The sequence below is a fragment of the Bradyrhizobium sp. 76 genome, from assembly GCF_023073025.1.
Classification (GTDB): domain Bacteria; phylum Pseudomonadota; class Alphaproteobacteria; order Rhizobiales; family Xanthobacteraceae; genus Bradyrhizobium.
Map to the genome: position 1 here is coordinate 112,923 of NZ_JADPIS010000109.1, position 24,802 is coordinate 137,724.

A 24,802-nucleotide genomic window follows, 5' to 3' on the forward strand; every position below is an offset into this window, starting at 1 on the left:
GTGGCCGAGCGTGGCGCGATCCTAAGACTCCCATTGCAGCCGCACCTTCTTGGCTGCTCAACATCGTCTGCGAAGTACGGCGGGTACAGCGCTCGGCAACGCCAGGTTCTCATCTTAGTCAGAGGCGGGCTGCGCCTGTACGACGGAACCCTCCACCCCCACCCCCGAAGTGGTGGGTGCGTGCGATGATTCGCCATGCTGGCCTAGGCCTCTCGTTTGATCCTCGCGATAGCGACGACATTGAGCTCAAGATTCAATACGCACTCGACGCTATCCCAAAGTCGCGAAGCAACATCGGCTATTTGGACTGGGTTAAGATCGGCGGAATGATCTTCTGTGCTGTCGGGGAGGACGGTTTCGACATATGGCACGAGTGGAGCGCAGCAGGCGAACCGGGAACTTACTTGGGAGAAGAAAGCTGCCGCGACAAGTGGATCGAATGCTGCAAGTTCACTGAGTTCGGACGGGACGGCGCGTCGATATTTATGCTCGCCGACAAGTTTGACAGCCGTCGAGTGTGGCGCATGGCCTACGCAACAGCGCATGCCAACCAGCTCAGAGCCGATCAGGCGCGGTGCATCCTCGCGAGAGGAGGACAGTGATGACGCGGCATACTAGAGCGGAGCGTGAGCAGCTTGTCTCTCAGGTCGACCACATCGGCGAGATGAACAGGTTATACGCCCTGGTGAGAACTGGGAGCGGCGTGGCCATACTGGTCGATGGTCCCGAATTCGAGCTGATGACAGTAGAGAGCTTCAGCAAATGGGTGGCCAACCGTAAGGCTTACCTCGAAGATGGCAGCGGCAAACGGAGCGTTATTGCTATGGCCAAATATTGGATGGAGCATCCCGACAGACGCCAGTACAGTGGCATTGTATTCGAGCCGCTGCGGGATACGCCCGGCAAGTACAATCTCTGGCGCGGCTTCCCGATTCAGCCCAGGAAGGGCTCCTGCGAGAAGTTTCTACAGCATATCCGCGACAACATATGCCGTGGTGAGGAGGAGCTTTATCTCTGGGTCTTGGGATGGTTTGCCGACATATTCCAAAACCCGGCGCCGAGAGCTCCGAACAAAAAAAGCGGGACCTCTCTAGTCCTGCGCGGCCCGCAGGGCGCCGGAAAGTCGAAAGTAGGTGAGGTCTTCGGGTCACTGCTCGGCGACTATTTCACGTCCGTCGCAAAACCGAGTCTCATAACCGGTACTTTCAACATGCACCTCCGATCCACGCTCCTCTTTCAGGCCGAGGAGGCATTCTGGGCCGGCAGCAAGGAGGCAGAGGGCATCTTGAAAGATCTCGTCACGGGAGACACTCATTGGGTCACCCAGAAATACGTCGATTCAATCCGAATGCGCAACTACATGAGATTTCTAATTAACGGGAATGCGGAATGGCTTGTGCCGAGCGGCTTCGGAGAGCGTCGCTGGGCCGTTCTCGATGTCGGCGAAGGTCGCGTCCAGGATGCCGAGTACTTCAGGGCTATCGACGAGGAGATGGAGAACGGCGGCCGCGAGGCGCTCATGTGGGAAATGCTGAACTTCGATCTCAATCAAACCAACATTCGCAAGATACCTGAAACGATGGCGTTGCTTGAGCAGAAGCTCGAAACCATGACGCCGGAACAGAAGTGGTGGATGGATTTTCTGCAAGCAGGGCGCTTGCCGTTCGGTTGTTCAGAGCCAGGATATGCTCCCAAGGCAGCGATCTACGAAGATTATCTCACGCGCAGCCGCAAGCGGGGCGTCGGACACAAGTCGATGTCAACCATGCTTGGTATCTTTTTAAGCAAGAACGCTAAGGTGATAACGCGCAGAACAAAGTACCGGCGCCTCAGTGAGGATAGAATGACCCTACTGCCAGACTTCGGAGGGGTTTACGAATTCCCATCACTCGCGGAGTGCCGTGCCCTGTTTGCGAAGAAGGTGAAACATGAAATCAAGTGGGACGATTCCGATGCCGAATGGGTCACGGTGCAGGAGGAAGCATCGCATATCTAACCGCCCGCTTGCGGGCAGCGAGCCAACTTTCAACCCTTTGGCACTTTCGGAGTTGGGTATGTAAGTGCACACGTCCGCTCCGGACGGCAGACTCTTCTCAAGAGCAAGCGAAGTCCTGCTCGTACGCCCGGATCAGGTTCCTGAAGCGCGAGCGGCTGGGCTGCGCCCGTCCACGCCCATGAGCAGTTGCGTCCCGTTGGTTACGCGGGACCGCGTCGTAGGTAAACCGCCAGCGATGGGCTTGCGAAGGCGCTGCATGATTGAGCGCCTAACGGTGCTTTGCTCCTCCGGGCAAACGCCGTGCAACAAAAATAGATTTCGTGCCGGGTTCATCCGTTGCTGGAACACGAAGCTTCAGACTAACGCGGCCGCCATAGCGCGAGCTTGCTGCCGGAAGGCCCACAGCGCCAACAGCAGAGCCCCCAAGCGTGGAACACTAATGGTGCCCGGGGGGAAGACTGTCGCGCAAAAACTCAATCTTTCCTCCGGGAATTCCCTGTGCTGCGGGTACTACCGAGATAGTGGTGTGCCCAACTACATCCTTGATCACCGGGGCGAAGTCTTCCCAAGCGTTCGGCTCCCTAAACTCCTCTTTAGCTACCGCGTATTTGGTTGAAAAAGAGGTAGCGAGTTCGTTGAACTTTCCTACGTCTCCCTCTCGCAGATAAGCCCAACCCTCAAGCTGCTTTGCAGCTTTCTGCAGGTTCAATACCTCGGGACCTTTGGATGGTAGCTTTTGCGTGGCAGCATCGATGAATGTGGCGCTGCTAATTGTTTCGGAATAGCGTCGCGCTCCATAAGACGAGCGCGCCACGTTCTTGACCCAAATCAGCTGCTGTGACGGTTCACTCGTGCTCGACGCTGCCACCGCGTAGAGTTTAGCGCTCTGGATGGGATCGGGCACTCCGGCAGCATACAACGCAACATCGTTAGTCTTGTATCCCATTAACGCGAGCGCCTTTGTATTAATTTCAATAGCGGCCTTGTCATCTCCTTTCGACCAGACTGTCGGGTCAAGCGACACCGGAATTAGCTTTCCAGATGCTGCGGTCTCCACCGTTAGAAGAGAGGCAAATTGCGTATTTCCATTGACCATCTGAAGATCCGCGCGCCGGGTTGCATTGGCATACAAATCGTCAATCAGTTGAAGCACGGCAGAGCTGTTGATTATCGAAACGTGATCGGCTTGCACCTCCGTAGTCTGCCGCGTGCTACTCATTAAGTAATTTTGGGCGCTATAAATAGGGACTGTTCCGTCCCCCTCAGTCATGACTGAATTGTCAATCGAGTCTGATGCGCCTGAGTGAAGATGAAACCAGCCGTACGTCGTGACGTCTTTCTCTCGGCCATACAAGTAGACGACATCCGCTACAGAAGCAGGATCGAAATCGGCGATGTCGCACAGCAGCCGCTCCGCGTTGGCCAATAACGGTGCGAGATCATGATCGTAGTAACTGCGGCGCACTACCGGTGCGCCAATCCGGCGTAGCAGGTCGTATCTTCGCCAGGTCTCAATGTCGAACAGATTCACCGGCGCATTATTGTCGCCGGCGACCGGGACAGATGCCTTGGCAAGAACAGGCTTCAGTTTCATACAGTATTCGCTGCTTCGGATGGGAAGCAGCTCGTACAAACTAGGAAATGCGACACCAGCTTGGTTTATTGCATCGAGTAGGTAATTGCGCTCGAACCAACCCAAGTAACGCTTCAATCCGGTCAACTCATCGAAGAAGATGTTATAACCTTCTGCAATTGCCTTAACGGACTTAGGCGAACCGAGGTGCGGCGTCGCCACGAAGACTATCTGCGAAACGGCTGGCGCTGTTCCATGGGCGCAAGGTTCTTTTGCATGCTTTGCCGCCCACACTTTAGTTACGAGGCCACCCATGCTATGTGCGATGATGACGATCGGTGAAGATCCGGCGTGCGCGCGCATGTCGCAGATGCGCTGGCGCAGGAGGTTCGCATTTTCTGCATTGGACGCCCGCCAGTCGTAAGGAAATATGGTAACAAGCGGATCGCTTACACTCTCGGCGACAAGTGTTTCGGCCCGTTGCCTGATATAGTCGATTATCCCGCCGTAGACGTCCTTGAAGAGCAAGCTGTCGACAACGTCGGTACGGTAGACTCGGTCCGTTCTTAAACCCAAATCGACGTCCCTTCGCCGAATCGCGTCGACAGTGCCCCAGATACTCTTGCATTGACTGCCATCCGCGCGACACTCGTCGATCTTGGAACCAAGGATGCCGGGCACAAAAAGGATGCGTGGCACGCTCTTTCGCAATGTCTCACGCCGGGTTGAATAAAAGTCGTCTTGGGCCGACTGCGATATATTCAACGACTTGAGGTCTACCGAAGCGTTCGGTGGAATTGTTTGCGAATACCCCGCTGCGGTGCCGAGCAACAAAAGACTGAGCCCGAGCAAATACGCAAATTTCATCGCTTTCCCCAATTTTTCGTGCTGCCTTAGCCACGGAATTAGTCAGCAAAAATACCCGACCATTCTTTCGCAACTCACGGCAGCTCGCAAGGAACGATGCTGCTGAGCAGGCAACACTTTTAGCTACCTCCGGTGCAGCAAGCTATGCTAGTCGCGTAAGAGGCCAAATTCTACCCCGGCGAGCATTTCGTGCTTGGCCACGAGCCTTTTTCTACCGTAAGCTTTTTCCCGTTCCAGGAGGCACGAATTGACAGATCGGCTGTTTGTTGGAGTGCTCAAGGCGGGTAGAGGTCTGATGAATGTGCAGATCAGAACGCGTCTTTATTCTTCGAACTGCGGGCCGATGAGATCGTCCAACTCAGCCTCCGCGTCCGCAGCAAGGCGACTGCGGGCCTCCAGCCAGTTTACGGCCGACTCCTCGACGGCATGTTCGCTCGCCATGTGATCCATCGTCGGCAGGAATTCGTTAGGATCGCCGGGTGGATGGCAGATTGAAGCGCGGAACGTTGACCGGGATTTCGCTCATCCTGATCTCTCCGTCGTACGCGCCCGACGACGACAGCGCGACGGAGATGCCGACGAGCCGGCCAATGCGCGCCTCAAGCTCCTCGACGGCCGCCTTGGCCTTGACCAGCTCGGCCGCGAAGAAGCGCAGCCGATCGCGGCCGTCGTGGGCAGGATGTCTGGCGAGAACAGAGGTCGCGTCTTTCTTGTCCTTCACCTTGAAGATCATGCCCATGCTCCTATCGCTCCAAGATGCCGTTCTTGCCCATCGCGGTCGTGATGCGGAAGCGATCCCCGCTACGCACCACAGCTCCCGACCCGGCTTCCCGGAAGAGCATCCAAGCTCCGCCCTCATCTCACGCTGCCAGACCACCAGTCCCGGTGCCGATATTCTCGGACTGCATTAACGTAGCCGCGTTGGTCTAAATTTCCGCTTCGGCTTTCCCTCGCCGAGAGTGCCGCGCAAATATTTGTCGATCTCACAAAGGCAGTTCTGAAGATCTTGGCAGTGCAAATCGCCAAGACCTAGCCGTTTCAGTTCCGGCCTGATGGCAACTTCGAATTGACTAAACGCGCGTCGCCAGGCCGGCTCGGTCCAATGCGCATCGGTCGGATTGCCCATAATTCTGTTAAGCCCCCGCCTACTGCCCGGGCCGCTTATGACAAACGACGTCCAGTCCTCCGCGGAACGCAACGGCTCAACATATTTCAAATCCGCGACAACCTGAGCTGCCAGGAAGCTACCAACACCATCAAATTCCATCAGACGCGCGCAGTATGCAGCGAGCGTCCCGCCTCTTGGAGACATGTGCTCGCGCGCTTTCCATAGTCGATGCAATATAGCATCAGCAAGGTAGTCGACCTTCGGCTTGCTGCTGCCGCCGTTCGGGATTACGTAAGCCGGGCCGAAGACTAACTGGCCGCGTTGCATCCTCGATGAGAGCACATTTTTGAAATGCTCTCGATTCCATGGTACAAGATAGCCTAATTCGTCGAGTGTATCCGGCCAATTGATAAGACGCGCGAGCGCCATAGCGAACCAAAGATGTGGATCTTCTTTGTGGGGCTCCCGCAATGTCTTAGCAATGTGACGTGTTACGGTGTCGTACTCCCTGCGCACGTTGCAAAATCGGTAATTTCGTAGGATCGGGTCATTGGTCCATGGTGCTAACTCGCCCGCCTCTCGACGCTTGCGAATAGCTTCGCGCTCGGTAATCCAGTGTACGGCGTGATCGATGTTCATTGATCAGCTCCCTTCGCGTGTAGCTCCGAAAGGATCTGTCGAACGGTTGGGCAACTACGGAGATTGTGTTTAAGCTCATCGTCTTGGTTCACCCAAATCTGCGCGCCGCAATTTGCACATGTAAACACCACCTCTCCGCTCACGCTCTGCGCATTAAAGGATTTCAGAATTGCGATTTGGCGGTCTAGGATAATCTTGTCGCTCTTGATGCGCTCAGCCTCGGCCCTGCGGCATCTATCTAAGATCTCGGGCGTGTTCTTCATGAAAGTTCACTCCGCTCGGAGCGAGCTCGAATTGCTCCCATAAGCAACCGGCCCTTGAAATCTTCAATTGCCAAGCGAGAACGGTAATTCTTGCCGCGGATCTTGATAACGGGCGGGAACGTCAGATTGCGATCGCGAGACCATCGCCAAAGCGTCATGAGTGTGACGCTAAATTCCTTCGCAATGATCGGGTCTGGAACCAAGTGGTCTGGACAAGAGGGTGTATTGGGGGCGTTTAGCATCGATTGCTCCAGCATGTTGATGGATCGAACTGTGCTGGATCGGAATAGGGCAATCTACCGCGTTAAATATCCTATTTAAGGCGGGAATTCGTTCGGGAGCTCTTGCGCTTGCCGCTCGGCTTTTTGGCTGCCAAAACGGCGCGCATCGTCAAGCCGGAGTTGCCTACCCAGCCATTATAAATGTCCAATGCGAATTGCTCAGCAGTTTTCTCGCCCCGCTTTCGAACGACTAGGCCGTAGTTGTCACGCCAGAGCTTCCGAATGCGCTTTGCAAGACCAACAACAAACTTAACTGATGAAATGCTATATCGGAGTTGAGGTGGCTTGCCGCGCCTTTTAGGAGATTGAATGCAATCTGCGAATTTCGGATAGCGTTCTCGTAGCTTCTCCGGCTTCCCATGTCGCGCCAACAGAATATCATAATCTTCGCCAAGGGGCATGAGCCGCCAGTTTGCCGAAGCATCGGATAGCTCGCGCGAGGTTTGTTGCTCCAACTCCAGGTCAAGCCAATCCAGCATAGCGTCGTTGTTCGCCCGCTGAGTCTTGAGACTTGCTCCCTTTTTCGGTCTAAAAAATTCCGGCGGCATTGGTTTCATACTCGGCCTCGCTTGAACGCTACTACGTTCGCTGCGCCGCAAATGATGCTCTCTACATGCTTGGCCCAGCATTCTAAGGCCACTTTCTTTTCTGCGGCGTACAGCGCTCTGTTGTAAACACCGGCAACGCCGGATTTGGTTCCACTTATATGATTGAGAGCTGCCTCTACTATATGTGGTTGAATGCCGATATCAGCCATGCCCGTTGCTGTGGTGCGGCGAAGGTCATGCAATCGCCAATCAGCCACCTTCATTCGGTGATCTAGACGCCGTTTGACCTTGGACCAGCCGCTAACGGGAGACTTGTTCGTCGTAGAAAATGCCAGTTCGTTCGATCCTCGCTGTTCCAGGGCACCTTGGAGAATTGTCTGGGCGAATTGAGATAGGGGTACAGAGTGCGCTCGTCCATTTTTGGTTCGCCCACCGGGAATAATCCATGTGGATTGATCGCTATTCAGCTCAGATAATTGCATGCCTGCAACCTCGTTGAGGCGGCATCCAGTCAGCAGCAATAATTTTAGAGGTGCAGCAAAAACTGTCGGCTCCGCATCAGCAGCTTCCCAAAACACTATAATCTCCGGGTCGGACAGCACTCTGTCGCGGGATTTGGGGGTGTCGGGGCGATGCACGCCTACGCAAGGATTCTGCAACAGCCGTCGGTGCTGAACAAGCCAACGGAACATTTTCGACAAGACGCTAAACATGGCTCGGGCGCGGGCCTCCGTGGGAGCCTCGCTCCGTCTCCGAAGTCCAGGAGCGCCGCTGTGGCGCGTCTCGTCAACAATCGAGTGAATGTCAAAACCGTCAATCTCGACGACAGGACGTTTGGCCCACCTGCTTGCAAGGCCATTAGGGATCAATAAAAGGTCATCGGGTCGGAATCCAAGGAGGCGGGCCTGTTCGTGCCAGCGGCGCGTTTTCTTGCGCGCATGTTGCTCGATAAATTCACGCGCCGAGTTGTCGAAGGTATTTTTCAAACGATCGGCAAAAGTTGCGCGGGCGGAGTCTTTTTCCGCGAAATGAATCGCAGCAGGATCGCGACCCTGAGCAATCTGATGCTGCAATTTGGCGACGAGGCTGCGCGCGCCGGCCAGTGTTAGATGTCCGCCGATTACGGGCGGCTCCTCGGTTGCTCCCTTCGCTAATTCGACAACCGGACCAAGCACGAGTTTTGCTGGCCGCTTATCTGGTCTCCGATATCGCAAGGCCCAAGACTTGGCGCCGCTTGGTTGGATGATGAGGTACAATCCCTGGCATCCGCCATCAGGAATTTCCCGTCGGACCGCGCCTTTGCAAAACTTATTAACGGCCGCCGCAGTAAGGGATTTAGCCATTTAGACCTACGCCGGGTAACGGGCGGGTAACGCAACCGGTGCGTTTTGGCTCGTTACGCCAATTGGTATTCACGACTTTACTTATACCGTGAAATCAGCGACTTAGCCCTGTATAACGCTGGATTTGCTCCAAAAAGGTTAGCTTAGGTTAATCCTCGTTAACCATGACTGCCTAATTCCTAAACCGTAGGTCGCATGTTCGAGTCATGCCGGGATCGCCAGTTTTTCAGTGAGCAATCGTCGCGTTTGCCACGCTTGTCGGCGCAAAAATTGCTAGAAGCGCGAAGCTTCCTTCCTGGCCCGGACTGACTGCCGGCCCGCCTCACCGCCCCATCCGGAGACCACGATGCCTTTCGACTTGATCCTGCGCGGCGGCCGTGTGGTCGATCCGTCCCAGAAGCTCGACGCCGTGACCGATGTCGCCTTTTCCGGGGGCAAGGTCGCTGCGATCGGCGCCGGGCTCAAGGCCGATCCGGGCACTGACGTGCGCGACGTCTCGCAGTTCATCGTGACGCCGGGGCTGATCGATCTCCACACCCATGTCTATTGGGGCGGCACTTCTCTCGGCATCGATGCCGAGGAATTCTGCCGTCTCTCCGGCGTCACCACCGCGGTCGATACCGGCAGCGCGGGGCCCGGCAATTTCGCGGGCTTCCGCAAGCATGTGATCGAGCCAAGCCAGGTCCGCATTCTCGCTTATCTTCACGTCTCGCATGCCGGCATTTTCGGCTTCTCGCACCGGATCATGGTGGGCGAGAGCGAGGAATTGCGGCTGATGAATCCGATCGAGGCGGCCAAGGTGGCCGATGCCAACCGCGATCTCATCGTCGGCATCAAGGTGCGCGTGGGCTTGCACTCCTCGGGCACGTCGGGCGTCGTGCCGCTCGACATCGCGCTCGAGGTCGCGAACGAGGTCGGCATGCCGCTGATGGCGCATATCGATCATCCGCCGCCGAGCTACGAGGAGGTGCTGGCGCGCCTGCGCCCCGGCGACGTGCTCACCCACGCGTTCCGGCCCTTCCCCAACACGCCCGCGACCGCGCAGGGCACGGTGAAGCGGGCGGTGCTCGACGCGCGAGAGCGCGGCGTGCTGTTCGACATCGGCCACGGCAAGGGCTCGTTCGCGTTCAAGACCGCGCGTGCCATGCTCGCCAACGGCTTCTATCCGGACACCATCTCGTCCGACATTCATCAGCTCTGCATCGACGGCCCGGCCTTCGACCAGGTGACGACCCTGTCGAAATTCCTGTGCATGGGCATGCCGCTATCCGACGTCATCGCAACCTCGACCGTCAACGCCGCGATGGCGCTGCGGCGGCCCGAACTCGGCAGCCTCAAGCCGGGCAGCGTCGGCGACGCCACGCTGATCTCGGTGAGGGAAGGCCAGTTCGACTATGAGGACGTCGTCGGCGAGCACCTGATCGGTGATCGCAAGATCACGTCCGAAGGCGTCGTCATCGGCGGCCGCTGGTGGCATCCGAATTGAGCGGCAGGCCGCTCACAGCGACCTGATTACAGCGACCTCGCGATCAACAGCTTCATGATCTCGTTCGTGCCGCCATAGATCTTCTGGATGCGGGAATCGATGAAGATGCGCGAGATCGGATATTCCTGCATGTAGCCGTAACCGCCGAACAGCTGGAGGCATTCGTCGGCGGTCTCGACCTGCTTCTCCGAGCACCAGTATTTCGCCATCGACGCCGTGACGGTGTCGAGGTCCTTGGCGACCAGTCGCTCGATGCACCAGTCGACGAAGACGCGCGCGATCATCGCTTCGGTCTTGCGCTCGGCGAGCTTGAAGGCGGTGTTCTGGAAATCCATCAGCGGCTTGCCGAACGCCTTTCGCTCCTTGGTGTAGTCGACGGTGAGTTTTATCGCGCGCTCCATCGCGGCGACCGCGCCGACGGCGAGCGCGAGGCGCTCCTGCGGCAATTGCTGCATCAGCTGCACGAAGCCCTGGCCTTCCTCGCCGCCGAGCAAATTGTCTGGCGGGACCGCGACGTTGTCGAAGAACAGCTCGGACGTGTCGGAGGCATGCAGGCCGATCTTGTCGAGGTTGCGCCCGCGCTTGTATCCATCCGCTCCTGAGGTTTCGACCACGATCAGCGAAATTCCCTTGGCGCCGACATCGCCGGTGCGCGCGACCACGATGACGAGATCGGCGGCCTGGCCGTTGGTGATGAAAGTCTTCTGTCCGTTGATGACGTAGGAATTGCCCTGCTTCCTGGCGGTGGTCTTGACGGCCTGCAAATCCGAGCCGGTGCCGGGCTCGGTCATGGCGATAGCGCCGACCATCTCGCCGGTGGCCATCTTCGGCAGCCAACGCTTCTTCTGCTCCTCGGAGCCGTAATTGAGGATGTAGTGGGCGACGATGGCGCTGTGCACGGAGACGCCGGTCGTCAGCTCCGGTACCGTGCTTTCGAGGTCGTCGAGCACGGCGGCGTCATAGGCGAACGTCGCGCCGAGGCCGCCATATTCCTCTGGCACGCTCGCCAGCAGCGCGCCCATCTCGCCGAGCCCGCGCCAGGCAAAGCGGTCGACCATCTTCTGCTCGCGCCATTTTTCGGCATGCGGGGCCAGATCCTTGGCAAGGTATTTCCGGAACTGGTCGCGGAAGATTTCGAGCTCTTCGGTCATCCAGGAGGAGCGGTAGGACATGGAAACCTCGGTTGATGCGGCTGGCCGGCTTGGTAGGCCAGTCGGCAGCGGCAATTATTGTGTTTTCAGGCTGCGCCGGTGACGCTACCAAGGCGGCCGGAGTAGCGTCTGTCGGAATGGTTGATTGTGGCTGCCAAAACCAAAGAGCTCAAGCTCGACATCGCGCGCATCGGCACGGTCTCCGCGATCCTGATGCAGCCGGACAAGGCGCGCGGCTGCTACGTGCTGGCGCATGGTGCCGGTGCAGGGATGCGGCACGCATCGATGGACAAGATTGCGGAGGGGCTCGCTGCTCGCGGCATCGCGACTTTCCGCTTCAATTTTCCCTACATGGAGAACAAGCTGGGCCGTCCCGACCAGCCGGCGGTCGCCCATGCCACGATCCGCGCGGCAGTCGAGGAAGCCGCGCGGCTCTGCCCAGGTGTGAAGCTCGTCGCGGGCGGAAAATCCTTCGGCGGGCGCATGACATCGCAGGCGCAGTCCAAGACGCCGCTGCCTGATGTCAAAGGGCTCGCCTTCCTCGGCTTTCCCCTGCACGCCGACAAGAAGCCGTCGACGGAGCGCGCCGAGCACCTGGCCCGTGTCGAGATCCCGATGCTGTTCCTGCAAGGCACCCGCGACGGGCTCGCCGATCTCGGCCTCCTCAAGCCCGTCATCGCCGCTCTTGCCCCGAAAGCGACGCTGCACGAGGTCGAAGGCGGCGATCACTCCTTCGCGGTGCTCAAAAGGTCCGGCCGCAGCAATGAGGAGGCGCTTGCGGAGGTGCTTGATGCGCTGGTGGTCTGGATCGACAAGCTCGCCTGAAATCTCACGACGAATAAAGCCCTTTGTCGCGCGCTTTCTGGATCGCGAGGGCGGCGATCAGGTCGAGCGTTGGCGTGGACAGGCCGGCGGTGCGCGCGAAGGCTTGGGGCGCCTTCACCAGGACGTCGATCTCCATGGCGCGGCCGAGCTCGTAATCCTGCAGCAGCGACGGCTTGTGATTGGGGGCGGGGCCGCTGCGTGATACGCGCTTGACCTCGGGGATGAAGTGCTGGGCGATCTCGTTGGCCTCGTTCAGCATCCGCGGGATAACCTCGGCGAACGCAGGATCGTCGCGCACGCCGCGCGCGGTCTGGCCGGTGAGCAGGCACAGCACCGACAACGACATGTTGGTCAGCAGCTTTGACCAGATCGCCTCGCGGATCTCGGCGACCGGCGGCGATTCCAGCCTCGCGTCTGTGAAGACACCGCGCAGCGTCGTGATGCGCTCGCAATTGCGATCGTCGCATTCGCCGATCAGCAGGCGGTTGCGGTCCGGCGTCAGGTTCTGCACCACACCGGGCGCGATCACCTCGTTCGAGGAGAAGACCACGCCACCGATGATCCGCTCCTTCGGAATGCAGGCGCGCAAGCGCCCGCCCGGGTCGAGGAAGGAAATGTCGGGCGGAGTCGGGTGTCGCGGCGGCAGGCCGATCCCGTACCACCAGGGAATGCCGTTCTGCGCGAACACGATGGCGGTGTCGTCCTGCAGCAGCGGCTTGAGACTGGAGACCAGCCCGGTCAACGCGGTTGCCTTCAAGGTGCTGATCACGACGTCCTGTGGGCCGAGCTGGGCCGGATCGCCGGAGGCGTTCACTTTGGCGGAGACCTCGGAATCGCCGACGCGCAGCTTGAGGCCGTTGGCCCGGACCGCCTCCAGGTGGGCGCCGCGCATCACGCACGAGACCTCGTGGCCGGCGCGGGCCAGCCTGACCGCGAGATGGCTGCCGACGGCGCCCGCGCCGAAAATGCAGATGCGCATGTAATGTCCGTCCCTGATCCCTTGATGCCGCCCCGCGGCAGCATGACACAAGCCGCCATGCGATGGACGCGGCTGCCCTACGCTCGAAAGATATGGATCAAGGTGCGGAGCCTCGGTCATAGTGCGCGCCAAACAAACGAGCGGAGGAACACCAATGACCGACAGCCCCGTCCTGTGGACCCTGGACGCGCGTGGGGTTGCGACCGTCACGTTGAACCGGCCGGAGGTCAACAACGCCTATGACGGCGCATTGATCGCGGGCGTGCTTGCGGCCATGGACGATCTCGGCAGCAAGCCCAACCTTCGCGTCGTCGTGCTCCGGGGCAATGGCAAGCATTTCCAGGCCGGCGCCGACCTCAAATGGATCAACGGCGTCCGGCCGCAATCGACTGAGGCGAACGAGGCCGCGTCGCGTGCGACGTTCGAGGCCGTGCAGCGGCTCAACACGCTGCCGATCCCGACGGTTGCGCTAGTGCAGGGCGGCTGCTTCGGCGGCGGCACCGGCGTGATCGCAGCCTGCGACGTCGTGATCGCGGCCGACAACGCCCTGTTCTCGATCACCGAAGTGCGCTGGGGCCTGACCGCGGCCATCATCATTCCGCAGCTCTGCGATGCCATCGGCGTACGGCAAGTCCGCCGCTACGCGCTGACAGGTGAACGTTTCGGCGCCGAGGACGCCCGCCGCATCGGCCTCGTCCACGAGGTCGTGCCGCTCGCCGATCTCGAGGCCGCCGGCGCCAAGGTGGTCGAGCAGTTGCTTGCCAACGGACCTGAAGCGATGGCCGAGACCAAGCGGCTGGCGCTGGAGAGCTCGTTCGGCGGAATGGCAGTCGACGATGCCGCTTACAAGCGGCTCGTGCACCTGCATTCGGTCAAGCGACAGAGTGCGGAAGCCGCGGAAGGGCTGGCGTCGTTCGCCGAAAAGCGCGCGGCGAATTGGAGCGGCGGCAAGGCATGAGCGCGCCGCTCTGCGGCAGCCCGATACGATCTGCATCGTGCATCATCCCCAAATCTTGTCCGCGGGACCGATTCGAATCCCCGTAATTCCGCGGGGCCATCCTTAAGAGTTCAATCATTCCCGGCCATTATGGTTACGACAATTGTCACGCCATGGTGTCGAATGCACAGAGAAGTTCTGGGGTTTTGGAAGGCCGGATCGATCGTCGCGGCGGCAACGCTGCTGGTCCTGCATCCGGTTGCCGCTTCACCTCGGCTGGTCTCTCTGGCGTTCAATTCCCAGCTCGGAAGCCCGCAGCAGATCGGGGCGGATGAGTTTCGCCAGAAGCTGGTGGCATTGTCCGGCAAGCACATCGTGATCGACCAGCGCGCCACCAATGCGCTCGGGAGCGAGAACGCCATTCTCGCAGCGACGCAGTCCGGCGCCGTCGATATGGCGGTGCTGTCGGGTTCGGTGGTCAGTGCGGTCGTCCCCGAACTCGGCGTGTTCGACATTCCCTTCCTGTTTCGCGATACGGCTCACGCCAAGGCCGTGGCGCAAGGTCCGGCCGGCGCGGCAATCGCCGCCAAATTCGGCGATAAGGGGCTGACCCTGCTGGCGATTGGCCGACAGGGCTTCCGCAACGTCACGAATTCAAAACGGCCCGTTCGTAGCCCCGACGATATCAAGGGTCTGAAGATTCGTGTCATCCCGAACCCGATCTATCAGATGACGTTCAAGGCGCTCGGTGCCGAAGTGGTCCCGATGGAATTTCCGCTGGTCTATACCGCGCTCAAGGACGGCCGGCTCGATGGGCAGGAAAATCCGGTGCCAACCATTGCCGGCTCCCGTCTCTATGAAGTCCAGAAATACCTCACATTGACCGGCCACTTCTTCGCGCCGATCGTGTTCATCGCCAACCGTGCCATGTTCGAGCAGCTCACTCCGGCCGACCAGGCAACGCTGATCGCGCAGGCAAAGGCGGGGGCGGAGGCGACATGGCAGGCAAAGCTCGATGCCGCGTCGCTCGAGCAGGTGCGCAACGGCGGCATGGACGTGATCGAGAAATTCGATCGCCAACCCTTCGTCGACGCGGTCAAGCCGCTCGATCAGGAATTCGAGAAGCGGTTCGGCAAGGATCTGCTCGCCACCATCCGGTCCACCCAGTAAGAATTTCGGGATTCCCATGAAATTATCGCACATGATGTCCCGGGTCGGCATCCGTCCGCGCGTGTTTGGCGGTTTCGCGCTGGTTCTCAGCTTTCTGGTCCTGCTGGCGGGCTTTGCCGTAGTCCAGGTCGAGCGGATCGGAGGAACGGTCAATGACCTCGTGACCAGCGCTGCTGGCGACGCCGGCATGTCACAGGCGCGTGCCGCGCTTTTGGAAGCGAACTCGGCGGTCGAGAAATTCATCCGAACCTGGAATGTCGGCGACAAGGATGCCGCGGCCAAGGCGATCGACGGCGTGGGCAAACTGGCCGATCAGGCCGATCGGCAATTCGGCAAACTGCAAGCGATCGCGGAAGGCATCGGCCCGGTCAAGACGGCGCTGGAAACCTATCGTTCGTCGTTCACCGCGGCGGCGGATGCCGCGGATCGGCTGCGCGCCGCCACCACGAAGACCGACGCCCAGGGCGCGGCCGCCGGCCTCAATGTCAGCGGCATTCAGGTTGCGCTTGCCAATCGCTCGGATGATGCGGAACGGCTTGTCAACCCGATGCGGCTGGCCGGCGTCGTCGACGCGCTGCGCGTCACCGTGATGCGCTACGGATCCACTTTGTCGACGGGCGATGCCGACGACGCCAGGCAGGCGTTGTCCTACGCCCGGTTGGCGATCGCAGACACCGAGGCTGAGCTGGCGACGGCGGACGCCCCCAAATTGAAGACGCTGGTCGCAGCACTCAAGACCGCGATCGCCGCCGACACGACGGCGCTCGAAGAGGTCATCAAGGTTGCCGCCGATCTGCGCGCCAGGCAGGCCGAACTGAAGAAGGCGAGTGCGGCGATCGACGATCAGGTCAACAAGATCAATGCGAAGCTCGGCACCGTGCGCGCCGAGCAGGGTGACAAGACCTCGGCAGCGGTCGATCAAACCAAACAGACCGTCATCGCGACCGCGGTCGGCGCGCTGCTGCTGGGAGCGGTGCTCGCATGGCTGATCGGCGCCAGCGTATCCGGCCCGATTCGCGGCATGACAGACCGGATGCAATCGCTGGCGGCGGGCGAGCTCGATGATCCCATTCCGGACGGCGAATCGCGCGACGAAATCGGCCGCATGGCGCGTGCCGTCGAGGTGTTCCGCGAAAACGCACTGGCGGTTCGTCGTATGGAAGGCGAAGCCACGGCACAGCGCGAAGCTACCGAGGCCGACCGTGCCCGCATGATGTCTGATCTTGCCGGCCGCTTCGGGCAGGGCATGCAGGGGGTGATTGCCGGTGTCGGTGGTCGCGCCGACGACATGGGGCGCAGCGCCGAGGAGTTGGCAAAGGTCGCCGAGCGTGGTCGCGGGCTCGCCGAAGCGGTCGCGACCCGCGCCGAGCAGGCATCGATGAACGTGCAGACCGTCGCCTCCGCCACCCAGCAGCTCGCGGCCTCGATCCGCGAAATCTCGAGCCAGGTGCATCGCTCCGTCGCGGTCTCGAACCGGGCGACCGACGAGACCAACCGCACCTCCGATTTGATCCATGGGCTCTCGGACGCAGCCGAAAAGATCGGCACCATCATTCAATTGATTCAGGCCATCGCCAGTCAGACCAATCTGCTGGCACTGAACGCGACCATCGAAGCGGCCCGCGCCGGTGACGCCGGCCGGGGCTTCGCGATTGTCGCCAGCGAGGTCAAGAGTCTCGCCACCCAGACAGCGCAGGCGACCGAGCAGATCGCCAGCCAGATCGCGACGATCCAGAGCGCGACCGGCCAATCGGTCCAGGCGATCAAGCAGTTCGGCACCACCGTCAAGGAAATGGCTGACATCGCCACCGCGATCGCCGCGGCGGTCGAAGAGCAGGGCGCGGCAACGGGCGAAATCGCCCGCAACGTCGAAGAGGCGGCCAACGGCACCACGGCGGTGACGCGGGAAATCGGTCAGGTGCGCGCGGTGGCGGGCGAGACCGACGCCGGTGCTGAAGCCGCTCTTACGGTCGCGGCGGCCCTCAAGCAGCAAGCGGATTCAATGAAGTCGAACGTCGACGATTTCCTCCACACCATCCGCTCGGCGGCCTGAATTCCCGGAGAGATCGGCGACGCCGCCGGTGCAAACGAAACGGGCCTTACAGCACCGGCAACAGCGAACTCTTCAATTCGCGCAATAGCGCCTGAACCGCTGCAGCCTGGACCCGTCGCTCGGGAATGGTTGCCTTGACCCATAAATCGGGGATTGGAAAATCCGGCAACACGACCTGCAACGTGCCTTGGCGTAGGGCCTCTTCCACAAGGTAGTGCGAGATGAAGGCGATGCCGTTGCCGGCGATCGCGCTCTTCACGAGCACGTGGCCTTCGTTCGAACTCAACAGCGGGCGGACCTGAACGGTGATACGGTCGCGCGGCCCGTCGAACACCCAGTCCGGGCCAGTGGGAAGAAAACTCAGGCAACGATGATCGACCAGATCGCGCGGGTGGCGCGGCATCCCGTGTGCGCCGAGATAGGCCGGCGACGCGCATAACAAGCGCTTCAATCGGCATAGGGGTTCGTCGACCACGCCGCCAAACGAATGCGGGAACGCGCCGATGGCGATATCGAATCCTTCCGTCACCGGATCGACGGGACGGTCGATCAAGACGATTTCGAGTTTCAGCTTCGGGTTTTGGGTCTGGAACGCGCTGAACACATCGGCAAGCCGGGCGATGGTCAGCGATGTCGGTGCCTTGATACGCAAATGATCGATGAGATCATGTCCTTTCTCGCCCATGCGCGACAGGAGATCGCCGACATCGGCGACCACGCTCCGCGCCCTCTGGACATATTCCTGGCCGGCCGCGGTCAGCCGCAATTGCCGCGTCGAGCGATGAAACAGCGGCGTGCCGATCCGCGCCTCCAATTGGGTGACCCGCTTTGCGACCACCGAAGTCGCGACGTTGAGTTTTCTCGCCGCGGCGGAAAATCCGGCGGCGTCCGCGGTGGCGAGGAAGGCTTGGAGGTTCACGAGGACGTCCATTTTTCACCTTTCTCGATTCGCGAAAGCTGATCGTGTATTTTGGTGGATTGTAGCCCGGCACGCGTTAATTCATAGTCGGCTTAAGCAAGAGATTTCGGGAGCAGAACGCGCCATGCAGGCCATGACCATCGAAGAACCGGCGCGCCATGTGCCGATCTATGGCGAATATGAAGTGGTCGTGCTCGGCGGCGGTCCGGCCGGCATCGTGGCGGCGGCCTCAAGCGCACGCGCGGGACGGAAGACGCTGCTGATCGAGCGCTACGGCTTTCTTGGCGGCATGGGCACTGCTGCCGGCGTCACCAATTTCTGCGGCCTGCACGGCAATGTTTACGGCGAGGCCCACCGGCTGGTGCAGGGCATGGCGTCCGAGATGCTGGCGCGGATCGATCGCTTGAACGGCCTCAATGCGCCGCATCTGATTCTCGGCAAGGTCTTCGCCCAGGCTTACGACACCGCCGCCTACAAGATCGCGGCCGACCAGCTGCTCGCCAGCCACAAGGTGCACATCCTTTTCCACGCGCTCGGTGCCGGCGTCGTGATGGGTGATAACAGCCGCATCGATGCGCTGATGGTCGAGACCAAGGCCGGCCGGCAGGCGGTGCGATCGGAGATCTTCATCGATTGCTCCGGCGACGGCGATCTTGCGGTCTGGGCCGGCGCGCCGTTCGAATTCGGCGACGAGCACGGTCATCCGATGTACCCGTCGATGATGCTCCGTCTCAACGGCATCGATCCCGCGAAGGCCGGCGATGCCTGGCGCACCATCCCGCAATTGATGGAGAAGGCAACCGCCGCCGGCACCCACACATTCCCGCGCAAGAGCGCGATCGTGCGGCCGCAGAAGTCCGGCATCGAATGGCGGGTGAACTTCACGCAAGTGGCGCGCGAGGACGGCCATGCCATCAACGGCATCGAGCCTGACGATCTCACCCGCGGCGAGATCGAGGGCCGCAAGCAAGCGCTCGCCGCATTCGAATTCCTGCGCACCGTGCCGGGCTTTGAAAAATCCTACATCGTCGACCTGCCGCCGCAGCTCGGCATCCGCGAAACCCGCCGCATCACCGGCGGCTATCAGCTTAGCGGCGAGGACGTGCTCGGCTGCGCCTCGTTCGAGGATTCCATCGGGGTCAATGGCTGGCCGATCGAGGCCCATGTCCCCGGCGACGTCGTCTTCACCTTCCCGCCGATCCCGGAATCGCGCGGCTATAACGAGCTGCCTTACCGCATGCTGGTGCCCGAAGGCGTCGACAATCTGCTGGTCGCCGGCCGCTGCGCCTCGATGACCCATGAGGGCCAGTCGGCGGCCCGGGTCTCCGGTGCCTGCTTCGTGATGGGGGAGGCCGCCGGTTCCGCCGCCGCGCTGGCGCTCTCCGGAAACCGGATCCCACGTGACATCCCCGTTGAAAAGCTGCAGGAAACGTTGAAACAACAGGGCGCCTTCATCGGACGGGACCAGCCCGTGCCCGAGGGCCTGTAACCGACTGCAAGATAACGACGGCAAGGAAACGAAATGACCGGAATTGTGCGGCTCGCGCTAGCTGGCCTGATGGCGATCACAGCGATGGGCACGGCCCGAGCCGAGGACGCGCTGAAAGCCAGGATCGGGGTGCTCAGGCTATCCTCCTCCGCGCCAGTCTTCATCGCGCAGGACAAGGGCTATTTCCGCGAGGCCGGCCTCGACGTCGAGCTGAAGTTCTTCGATGCGGCGCAGCCGATCGCGGTGGCCACCACCTCAGGCGACATCGATTTCGGCGTCACCGCCTTCACCGCCGGTCTCTACAATCTCGCCGGCAAGGGCGTGCTGAAGGTGATCGGCGGCATGAGCCGCGAGAAGGCCGGCTATCCCCTGATCGGCTATTTCGCCAGCAACAACGCCTATGCGAGCGGCCTGAAGACGCCGAAGGATCTCGCGGGCAAGCGCGTGGCGATGACGCAGGTCGGCTCCTCCTTTCACTATTCGCTCGGCCTGCTTGCCGACAAATACGGCTTCAAGCTCGCCGACGTGAAGATCGTGCCGCTGCAATCGCTGTCGAATGCGGCGGCGGCGCTGAAGGGCGAGACCGTGGATGCCGCGCTGCTGCCGATCTCCACCGCGCGAAAGCTGATGGACGACGGCGGTGCGAAGTTTCTCGGCTGGGTCGGCGACGAGACGCCCTGGCAATTGGGCGCGGTGTTCGCCTCGCCGAAGACGCTGACCAACAAGGTGCTGGTGACGAAGCTGCTCGGCGCTTTGGCAAAAGCCGACCGCGAATATCACGACGTCATCCTTGCCGCGATGAAGGACGGCGTCGCGCCGATCAACGACAAGACAAAGCCGCTGCTGGAGATCATCGCCAAATATACGAACCTCCCGGTCGAGCAGGTGGTCGGCAACTGCGCCTATATCGATCCCGACGGCAAGCTGGATGTGAAGAACGTCGACAACCAGATCAAATGGCTCCAGGAGCAGGGTTTTGCCGACAAGGGCTTCGACGCGAATGCGATCATCGCAAAAGAATTCGTGAAGGCGGATTGAGAGTAGAACGCAGCCTATGGACCTGATCGCCAACCACATCACCCATCGTTTCGGCGAACTCGCGGTGCTCAACGACGTCTCGTTCACCGTCAGCGCGGGCGAGGTGGTGGCGATCGTAGGGCCCTCGGGCTGCGGCAAGAGCACGCTGCTGTCGATTCTGGGCGGGCTGTTGCTGCCGACCTCCGGCGCGCCCGAGCTGCGTGGATCGCCGCCGGCGGACAGTCTCAATCCGCTCACCTTCGTGTTCCAGGACTTCGCGCTGCTGCCCTGGGCCAATGTGGAGGAGAACGTCGAATTCGCGCTGCTGCACACCCAGCTCTCGGCCGTGCAGCGCCGCGCGCTGGTCGACGACGCCTTGCGCCGCACCGGCCTGACCGATTTTCGCAAAACCTATCCAAAGCAGCTTTCCGGCGGCATGCGCCAGCGCGTCGGCATTTCGCGTGCGCTTGCTGTCAGGCCGGCCATTCTCCTGATGGACGAGCCGTTGTCGGCGCTGGATTCGCAGACCCGCGAACTGCTGATGGAGGATTTCGTCCGGCTGCTCGCCGATGGCGGCATGGGGGCGGTCTATGTCACACATAATCTCGAAGAGGCGGCGCGGCTTGCCGATCGCATCGTGGTGCTGTCGCGGCGTCCTGGCCGCATTCGCGAGGTCGTGAGCGTGCCGATGACGCGCACCGAGCGCGGTGACATTGCAGCCCGTGAAAAGCTGCTCGCGCTGCAGAACCAGATCTGGTCGCTGATCCGCAACGAGGCGATCGATGCCGAGCGCGAGGTTCAGCATGCTTGATCGCGCTCCGGCGGGAACATCTGTGAAGGATGAATTGGTCCGGCGCGTCCGTTTTCGCGGCGCCGGCTTCGTGCCGGAGAGCAGCCGTTTCGGCGGCTGGATCGCGCTCGTGCTGGTCATTGCGATCTGGCAGGCGGCGGGCAGCGGCGGTCTCGTCAATCCGCTGTTCCTGCCACCACCATCGGCGATCGCGCGTGCGATCTACCAGCTCGCGATCTCGGGTGCGCTGTGGCAGCACCTTTCCGCGTCGCTCCTGCGCATCGGTGTCGGCTGGCTGCTCGGCACGGCGGCCGGTGTCGCGGTTGGCTTTGCCATCGGCCTGTCGCGGCTGGCGCGCAGCGTCGGCATCACTTTCATCTCGGCGCTGTTTCCGATCCCGAAAATCGCGCTGCTGCCGCTGTTGATCCTCTGGCTCGGCATCGGTGAAGAGCCCAAGATCGCGACCATTGCGCTCGGGGTGTTCTTCTCGACCGCGATCTCGGTCTATAGCGGTGTCGATGCGGTGCCGCGCAACCTGATCCGCATGGCACAAAGCTTCAACGTGCCGTTCGCCACCATCGTGCGCAAGGTGGTCTGGCCGGGCGCGCTGCCCGCGATCCTCGCCGGCTTCCGCATCACGTCGTCGGTGGCGCTGCTGCTCGTCGTCAGCGCCGAGATGATCGGCGCGCAATACGGCATCGGCGCGTTCGTGCTGCAGGCCGGCAATTTGATGCAGACGGATCAGCTGCTCGCGGGCGTGGTGATTTTGTCGGTGTTTGGATTGATGGTGGGGCGGGTGATCAACTGGCTGGAGACACGGCTGTTGCACTGGCGGTGAGGTTTACTCCGTCATTGCGAGCGCAGCGAAGCAATCCAGACTGTCGCCCCAGAAAGATTCTGGATTGCTTCGCTGCGCTCGCAATGACGATGGGGCTGACAGCGCAGCCTAAACGTTCCCACGATCCTCGCGGAACAGATCCAGCTTCTGCTGCACGGGCCGATCCGAGAAGCTGAACAGCACCGCATCCATGTCAGCCTCGTGCGTCACCCATTGCCAGCTCGGCACCACGAACAAATCGCGCGGGCCCCATTCGAAGGTCGCTTCCCCGATGCGGGTACGGCCGTGGCCTTCGATCGGACAGAACACCGTTGCGTCCGTCGCGCGATAGCGCGCGGTCTTGAAGCCCTTGGGCAGCAACTGGATGAAAGTACCGATGGTCGGCATCGCGAAGTCGCCGGTCTCGGGGTTGCTGAACTTCAGCTTCAGCCCGTGACATGCGTCCCACTCCTGGCTCGCGCGGGCTTTCTCCAGTGCCTCGCGCGTGTAGGCATAGGGATAGCTGAAGATCGGCGAGGTCTTCGAGCTCCGCTTCACGTCGACTGGCAGCAAATTGTGGCCGTAGCGCGCGAAGCTGTCGCCGGCGGGCCTTGTAATCTTCTGCTGATCCTCGTTGGAGCCTTCCGCGAAGGAGCAGTCGAAGAACTGCACCAGCGGAATGTCGAGACCGTCGAGCCAGAACATCGGCTGGTCGGTCTCGTTGGAATGATCGTGCCAGGTCATCGACGGCGTGATGATGAAGTCGCCGGGCTCCATCGCGGTGCGCTCGCCGTCAACCGCTGTGTGGGCGCCCTTGCCTTCGAGCACGAAGCGCAGTGCCGATTGGCTGTGCCGGTGGGCGGGCGCGACGTCGCCGGGCACCACCATCTGCACGCCGGCATAGAGCGACGTGGTGATTTTCGACTGCCCGCGCAGGCCGGGATTTTCCAGCACCAGTACGCGCCGCTCGGCTTCTTTCGCCGTGATCAGCTTGCCGGCTTCCGTCATGTAGTCGCGGATGATGTCGAACTTCCACAGATGGGGCCGGCAGGCGCTCTTCGGCTCCGGCGTGATCAAATCGCTCATGACGGTCCAGAGCGCGGTGAGATTCTCGCCGTCGATCTTCTTGTAGAACGCCTCGCGTTCCGGCGTCTTGGGCACGGCTTCCATGGTGCGCTCCCGTCGTTTTGTTGATTGACAGTATACTTACGATCTAGGTAGCGTCAACGTGCGAACGAGAACGAAACGGGAGGGTTCCGATGAAGCTGCACGGCTATTTCCGCTCCAGCGCCGCCTACCGGGTACGGATCGCACTGAACCTCAAGGGTCTCGGTGCCGAGCACCTGCCGCATCACCTTCGCAAGGGCGAGCAATGCGCGCCCGCCTATCTCGCCATCAATCCGCAGGGCCTGGTGCCCGCGCTGGAGAACGATGCGGGCGCAGTGCTGACCCAATCGGTTGCCATCATCGAATGGCTCGACGAGACCCATCCCAACCCGCCGCTGCTGCCGAAGGATATTTTGCAGCGCGCCAAGGTGAGGGCGTTCGCCTTGGCGATCGCCTGCGACACTCACCCCGTGCAGAATCTGAAGGTGCTGGCGCGGCTGCGCGAGCTCGGGCTGCCTGAGGAGAAGGTTCAGGACTGGGCGGCCTGGGTCAACCGCGAGGGGCTCGCGGCCTGCGAGACGCTGATCAGCGCCGAGCCGGGCCCGTTCTGCTTCGGGGATGCGCCGACGCTCGCCGACCTCTGCCTGGTGCCGCAACTCGCCAATGCGCGCCGCTTCGGCGTCGACGTCTCCGCCTATCCGCGCCTGCTTGAAGCGGAAGCTGCGGCCAAGGCGCTGCCGCCGTTCGTCAACGCCGCGCCGGAGAAGCAGCCCGATGCCGAGTAAGCCGCCTCCGATCACGATAGACGCGGTCTATGCCGCGCCGGGCTATCTGTTCCGGCGCATGCAGCAGATCGCGGTCTCGATCTTCATGGAGGAGTGCAAGGCGTTCGACCTCACGCCGGTGCAATACGCGGCGCTGATCGCGATCCACACCCACCCCGGCATCGACGCGACGCGGCTGTCCGCGGTGATCGCCTTCGATCGCTCCACGCTGGGCAGCGTGATCGAGCGGCTTCAGGCCAAGGATTTCGTCGAGCGCAGGCCAGCGCCGGAAGACAAGCGGATCAAGCTGCTCTATTTGACCAAATCAGGCGCGGCGATCCTGCGCGACATCGTTCCCGCCGTCGAACGCGCCCAGGCGCGGATGCTCGAACCGCTCAAGCCGGCGGACCGCAAGGCGCTGATGGGGCTCCTGGTGCAGCTCGTCGATCTCAACAACGAGGCATCGCGGGTGCCGCTCCGGGCTGAGGACGCGCTGGAGCATCTGGGGAAGGCGGGGTGAGGGTGGGGCGTCAAATACCGCCGTCGTCCCGGCGAAGGCCGGGACCCATAACCACCTAGTTGGGTTTGGCGAAGACAGGTGGTGACCAGCTCGCGCAATAACTCTCACTCGGCGTATGGGTCCCGGCCTTCGCCGGGACGACAGCGAGAGTGTGGCCACA

22 protein-coding genes are annotated in these 24,802 nt (G+C 61.2%); 13 read left to right on the forward strand and 9 right to left on the reverse strand.

Annotated elements, in window-relative coordinates; translation table 11 throughout:
- The first annotated feature begins 185 nt into the window (after window positions 1-185).
- Window positions 186-602 carry a PriCT-2 domain-containing protein gene (locus tag IVB48_RS30290; RefSeq protein WP_247406460.1) on the forward strand — a complete coding sequence of 139 codons (417 nt, stop codon included), beginning with the start codon at window positions 186-188 and terminating at the stop codon, window positions 600-602.
- Window positions 602-1,996, forward strand: a complete 1,395-nt coding sequence (locus IVB48_RS30295; protein WP_247405872.1) for a DUF5906 domain-containing protein — start codon at window positions 602-604, stop codon at window positions 1,994-1,996. Before IVB48_RS30290 ends, IVB48_RS30295 begins: the two co-directional genes overlap by 1 nt.
- 436 nt (window positions 1,997-2,432) lie before the next feature.
- Here the strand turns inward: IVB48_RS30295 and IVB48_RS30300 are convergent, their stop codons facing one another.
- The 5 genes from IVB48_RS30300 to IVB48_RS30320 all read right to left on the reverse strand — a co-directional run bounded on the left by IVB48_RS30300 (window position 2,433) and on the right by IVB48_RS30320 (window position 8,618).
- Window positions 2,433-4,436, reverse strand: coding sequence for an alpha/beta fold hydrolase (locus tag IVB48_RS30300; RefSeq protein ID WP_247405873.1), 2,004 nt, complete (start codon window positions 4,434-4,436; stop codon window positions 2,433-2,435).
- Between the two features lie 466 nt (window positions 4,437-4,902).
- Complete coding sequence (locus tag IVB48_RS30305) at window positions 4,903-5,169, reverse strand: hypothetical protein (RefSeq protein WP_247405874.1); 267 nt, start codon at window positions 5,167-5,169, stop codon at window positions 4,903-4,905.
- 174 nt (window positions 5,170-5,343) lie between these two features.
- The gene (locus tag IVB48_RS30310) at window positions 5,344-6,183 is read right to left on the reverse strand and encodes a nucleotide kinase domain-containing protein (RefSeq protein WP_247405875.1); all 840 of its coding nucleotides are present in this window, start codon (window positions 6,181-6,183) and stop codon (window positions 5,344-5,346) included.
- A gap of 576 nt (window positions 6,184-6,759) precedes the next feature.
- Window positions 6,760-7,284 carry a hypothetical protein gene (locus IVB48_RS30315; protein ID WP_247405877.1) on the reverse strand — a complete coding sequence of 175 codons (525 nt, stop codon included), beginning with the start codon at window positions 7,282-7,284 and terminating at the stop codon, window positions 6,760-6,762.
- A complete protein-coding gene (locus IVB48_RS30320) occupies window positions 7,281-8,618 on the reverse strand; it encodes a site-specific integrase (protein WP_247405880.1) in 1,338 nt (445 codons plus the stop codon). The genes IVB48_RS30315 and IVB48_RS30320 overlap by 4 nt, the downstream gene beginning before the upstream one ends.
- Window positions 8,619-8,964: 346 nt before the next feature.
- Here IVB48_RS30320 and IVB48_RS30325 point away from each other — a divergent pair, with 346 nt between their 5' ends.
- Window positions 8,965-10,104, forward strand: a complete 1,140-nt coding sequence (locus IVB48_RS30325) for an amidohydrolase/deacetylase family metallohydrolase (protein WP_247405882.1) — start codon at window positions 8,965-8,967, stop codon at window positions 10,102-10,104.
- Between the two features lie 26 nt (window positions 10,105-10,130).
- On the opposite strand, the gene IVB48_RS30330 is transcribed toward IVB48_RS30325, so the two are convergent.
- Entirely contained in the window at window positions 10,131-11,276 is a 1,146-nt protein-coding gene (locus tag IVB48_RS30330) for an acyl-CoA dehydrogenase family protein (protein ID WP_247405884.1), read from the reverse strand.
- Window positions 11,277-11,402: 126 nt separating this feature from the next.
- On the opposite strand from IVB48_RS30330, the gene IVB48_RS30335 reads away from it, so the two are divergent.
- Window positions 11,403-12,080: an alpha/beta family hydrolase gene (locus tag IVB48_RS30335; RefSeq protein WP_247363021.1), complete on the forward strand. Its 678-nt coding sequence runs from the start codon at window positions 11,403-11,405 to the stop codon at window positions 12,078-12,080.
- A gap of 4 nt (window positions 12,081-12,084) precedes the next feature.
- Here the strand turns inward: IVB48_RS30335 and IVB48_RS30340 are convergent, their stop codons facing one another.
- Complete coding sequence (locus IVB48_RS30340; protein ID WP_247405886.1) at window positions 12,085-13,059, reverse strand: ketopantoate reductase family protein; 975 nt, start codon at window positions 13,057-13,059, stop codon at window positions 12,085-12,087.
- A 154-nt stretch (window positions 13,060-13,213) separates the two neighbouring features.
- Between IVB48_RS30340 and IVB48_RS30345 the strand changes: the two genes are divergently transcribed.
- The 3 genes from IVB48_RS30345 (at window position 13,214) to IVB48_RS30355 (ending at window position 17,219) form a co-directional block, all read left to right on the forward strand.
- A complete protein-coding gene (locus IVB48_RS30345; protein ID WP_247405888.1) occupies window positions 13,214-14,017 on the forward strand; it encodes an enoyl-CoA hydratase-related protein in 804 nt (267 codons plus the stop codon).
- Window positions 14,018-14,179: 162 nt separating this feature from the next.
- Window positions 14,180-15,166, forward strand: coding sequence for a TRAP transporter substrate-binding protein (locus IVB48_RS30350; protein WP_027569980.1), 987 nt, complete (start codon window positions 14,180-14,182; stop codon window positions 15,164-15,166).
- 16 nt (window positions 15,167-15,182) lie between these two features.
- A complete protein-coding gene (locus tag IVB48_RS30355) occupies window positions 15,183-17,219 on the forward strand; it encodes a HAMP domain-containing methyl-accepting chemotaxis protein (protein WP_247405890.1) in 2,037 nt (678 codons plus the stop codon).
- A 46-nt stretch (window positions 17,220-17,265) separates the two neighbouring features.
- Here the strand turns inward: IVB48_RS30355 and IVB48_RS30360 are convergent, their stop codons facing one another.
- Window positions 17,266-18,150, reverse strand: coding sequence for a LysR family transcriptional regulator (locus IVB48_RS30360; protein ID WP_247405892.1), 885 nt, complete (start codon window positions 18,148-18,150; stop codon window positions 17,266-17,268).
- Between the two features lie 112 nt (window positions 18,151-18,262).
- Here IVB48_RS30360 and IVB48_RS30365 point away from each other — a divergent pair, with 112 nt between their 5' ends.
- Genes IVB48_RS30365 through IVB48_RS30380 form a run of 4 tightly spaced genes read left to right on the forward strand, consistent with a single transcriptional unit; the run spans window position 18,263 to window position 22,272 of the window.
- Window positions 18,263-19,627, forward strand: coding sequence for an FAD-dependent oxidoreductase (locus IVB48_RS30365; protein WP_247405894.1), 1,365 nt, complete (start codon window positions 18,263-18,265; stop codon window positions 19,625-19,627).
- A 33-nt stretch (window positions 19,628-19,660) separates the two neighbouring features.
- Window positions 19,661-20,665 (forward strand): ABC transporter substrate-binding protein, encoded by a 1,005-nt coding sequence (locus IVB48_RS30370; RefSeq protein WP_247405897.1) that lies wholly within the window; start codon window positions 19,661-19,663, stop codon window positions 20,663-20,665.
- A gap of 16 nt (window positions 20,666-20,681) precedes the next feature.
- Entirely contained in the window at window positions 20,682-21,455 is a 774-nt protein-coding gene (locus IVB48_RS30375) for an ABC transporter ATP-binding protein (protein ID WP_247405900.1), read from the forward strand.
- The gene (locus IVB48_RS30380; RefSeq protein ID WP_247405903.1) at window positions 21,448-22,272 is read left to right on the forward strand and encodes an ABC transporter permease; all 825 of its coding nucleotides are present in this window, start codon (window positions 21,448-21,450) and stop codon (window positions 22,270-22,272) included. Before IVB48_RS30375 ends, IVB48_RS30380 begins: the two co-directional genes overlap by 8 nt.
- 108 nt (window positions 22,273-22,380) lie before the next feature.
- Here the strand turns inward: IVB48_RS30380 and gtdA are convergent, their stop codons facing one another.
- Complete coding sequence (gene gtdA / locus IVB48_RS30385) at window positions 22,381-23,421, reverse strand: gentisate 1,2-dioxygenase (protein WP_247405907.1); 1,041 nt, start codon at window positions 23,419-23,421, stop codon at window positions 22,381-22,383.
- Between the two features lie 89 nt (window positions 23,422-23,510).
- On the opposite strand from gtdA, the gene maiA reads away from it, so the two are divergent.
- Both maiA and IVB48_RS30395 read left to right on the forward strand, forming a co-directional pair.
- Complete coding sequence (maiA, locus tag IVB48_RS30390) at window positions 23,511-24,143, forward strand: maleylacetoacetate isomerase (RefSeq protein WP_247405910.1); 633 nt, start codon at window positions 23,511-23,513, stop codon at window positions 24,141-24,143.
- Complete coding sequence (locus tag IVB48_RS30395; RefSeq protein WP_247405913.1) at window positions 24,133-24,642, forward strand: MarR family transcriptional regulator; 510 nt, start codon at window positions 24,133-24,135, stop codon at window positions 24,640-24,642. The genes maiA and IVB48_RS30395 overlap by 11 nt, the downstream gene beginning before the upstream one ends.
- Window positions 24,643-24,802 lie beyond the last annotated feature (160 nt).

Excerpts from the sequence above, each read along its gene's own strand:
- IVB48_RS30290 (WP_247406460.1), top strand. The coding sequence starts at position 186 with ATGATTCGCCATGCTGGCCTAGGCCTCTCGTTTGATCCTCGCGATAGC.
- IVB48_RS30295 (WP_247405872.1), top strand. The coding sequence starts at position 602 with ATGACGCGGCATACTAGAGCGGAGCGTGAGCAGCTTGTCTCTCAGGTC.
- IVB48_RS30300 (WP_247405873.1), bottom strand. The coding sequence starts at position 4,436 with ATGAAATTTGCGTATTTGCTCGGGCTCAGTCTTTTGTTGCTCGGCACC.
- IVB48_RS30305 (WP_247405874.1), bottom strand. The coding sequence starts at position 5,169 with ATGATCTTCAAGGTGAAGGACAAGAAAGACGCGACCTCTGTTCTCGCC.
- IVB48_RS30310 (WP_247405875.1), bottom strand. The coding sequence starts at position 6,183 with ATGAACATCGATCACGCCGTACACTGGATTACCGAGCGCGAAGCTATT.
- IVB48_RS30315 (WP_247405877.1), bottom strand. The coding sequence starts at position 7,284 with ATGAAACCAATGCCGCCGGAATTTTTTAGACCGAAAAAGGGAGCAAGT.
- IVB48_RS30320 (WP_247405880.1), bottom strand. The coding sequence starts at position 8,618 with ATGGCTAAATCCCTTACTGCGGCGGCCGTTAATAAGTTTTGCAAAGGC.
- IVB48_RS30325 (WP_247405882.1), top strand. The coding sequence starts at position 8,965 with ATGCCTTTCGACTTGATCCTGCGCGGCGGCCGTGTGGTCGATCCGTCC.
- IVB48_RS30330 (WP_247405884.1), bottom strand. The coding sequence starts at position 11,276 with ATGTCCTACCGCTCCTCCTGGATGACCGAAGAGCTCGAAATCTTCCGC.
- IVB48_RS30340 (WP_247405886.1), bottom strand. The coding sequence starts at position 13,059 with ATGCGCATCTGCATTTTCGGCGCGGGCGCCGTCGGCAGCCATCTCGCG.
- IVB48_RS30345 (WP_247405888.1), top strand. The coding sequence starts at position 13,214 with ATGACCGACAGCCCCGTCCTGTGGACCCTGGACGCGCGTGGGGTTGCG.
- IVB48_RS30350 (WP_027569980.1), top strand. The coding sequence starts at position 14,180 with ATGCACAGAGAAGTTCTGGGGTTTTGGAAGGCCGGATCGATCGTCGCG.
- IVB48_RS30355 (WP_247405890.1), top strand. The coding sequence starts at position 15,183 with ATGAAATTATCGCACATGATGTCCCGGGTCGGCATCCGTCCGCGCGTG.
- IVB48_RS30360 (WP_247405892.1), bottom strand. The coding sequence starts at position 18,150 with ATGGACGTCCTCGTGAACCTCCAAGCCTTCCTCGCCACCGCGGACGCC.
- IVB48_RS30365 (WP_247405894.1), top strand. The coding sequence starts at position 18,263 with ATGCAGGCCATGACCATCGAAGAACCGGCGCGCCATGTGCCGATCTAT.
- IVB48_RS30370 (WP_247405897.1), top strand. The coding sequence starts at position 19,661 with ATGACCGGAATTGTGCGGCTCGCGCTAGCTGGCCTGATGGCGATCACA.
- IVB48_RS30375 (WP_247405900.1), top strand. The coding sequence starts at position 20,682 with ATGGACCTGATCGCCAACCACATCACCCATCGTTTCGGCGAACTCGCG.
- IVB48_RS30380 (WP_247405903.1), top strand. The coding sequence starts at position 21,448 with ATGCTTGATCGCGCTCCGGCGGGAACATCTGTGAAGGATGAATTGGTC.
- gtdA (WP_247405907.1), bottom strand. The coding sequence starts at position 23,421 with ATGGAAGCCGTGCCCAAGACGCCGGAACGCGAGGCGTTCTACAAGAAG.
- maiA (WP_247405910.1), top strand. The coding sequence starts at position 23,511 with ATGAAGCTGCACGGCTATTTCCGCTCCAGCGCCGCCTACCGGGTACGG.
- IVB48_RS30395 (WP_247405913.1), top strand. The coding sequence starts at position 24,133 with ATGCCGAGTAAGCCGCCTCCGATCACGATAGACGCGGTCTATGCCGCG.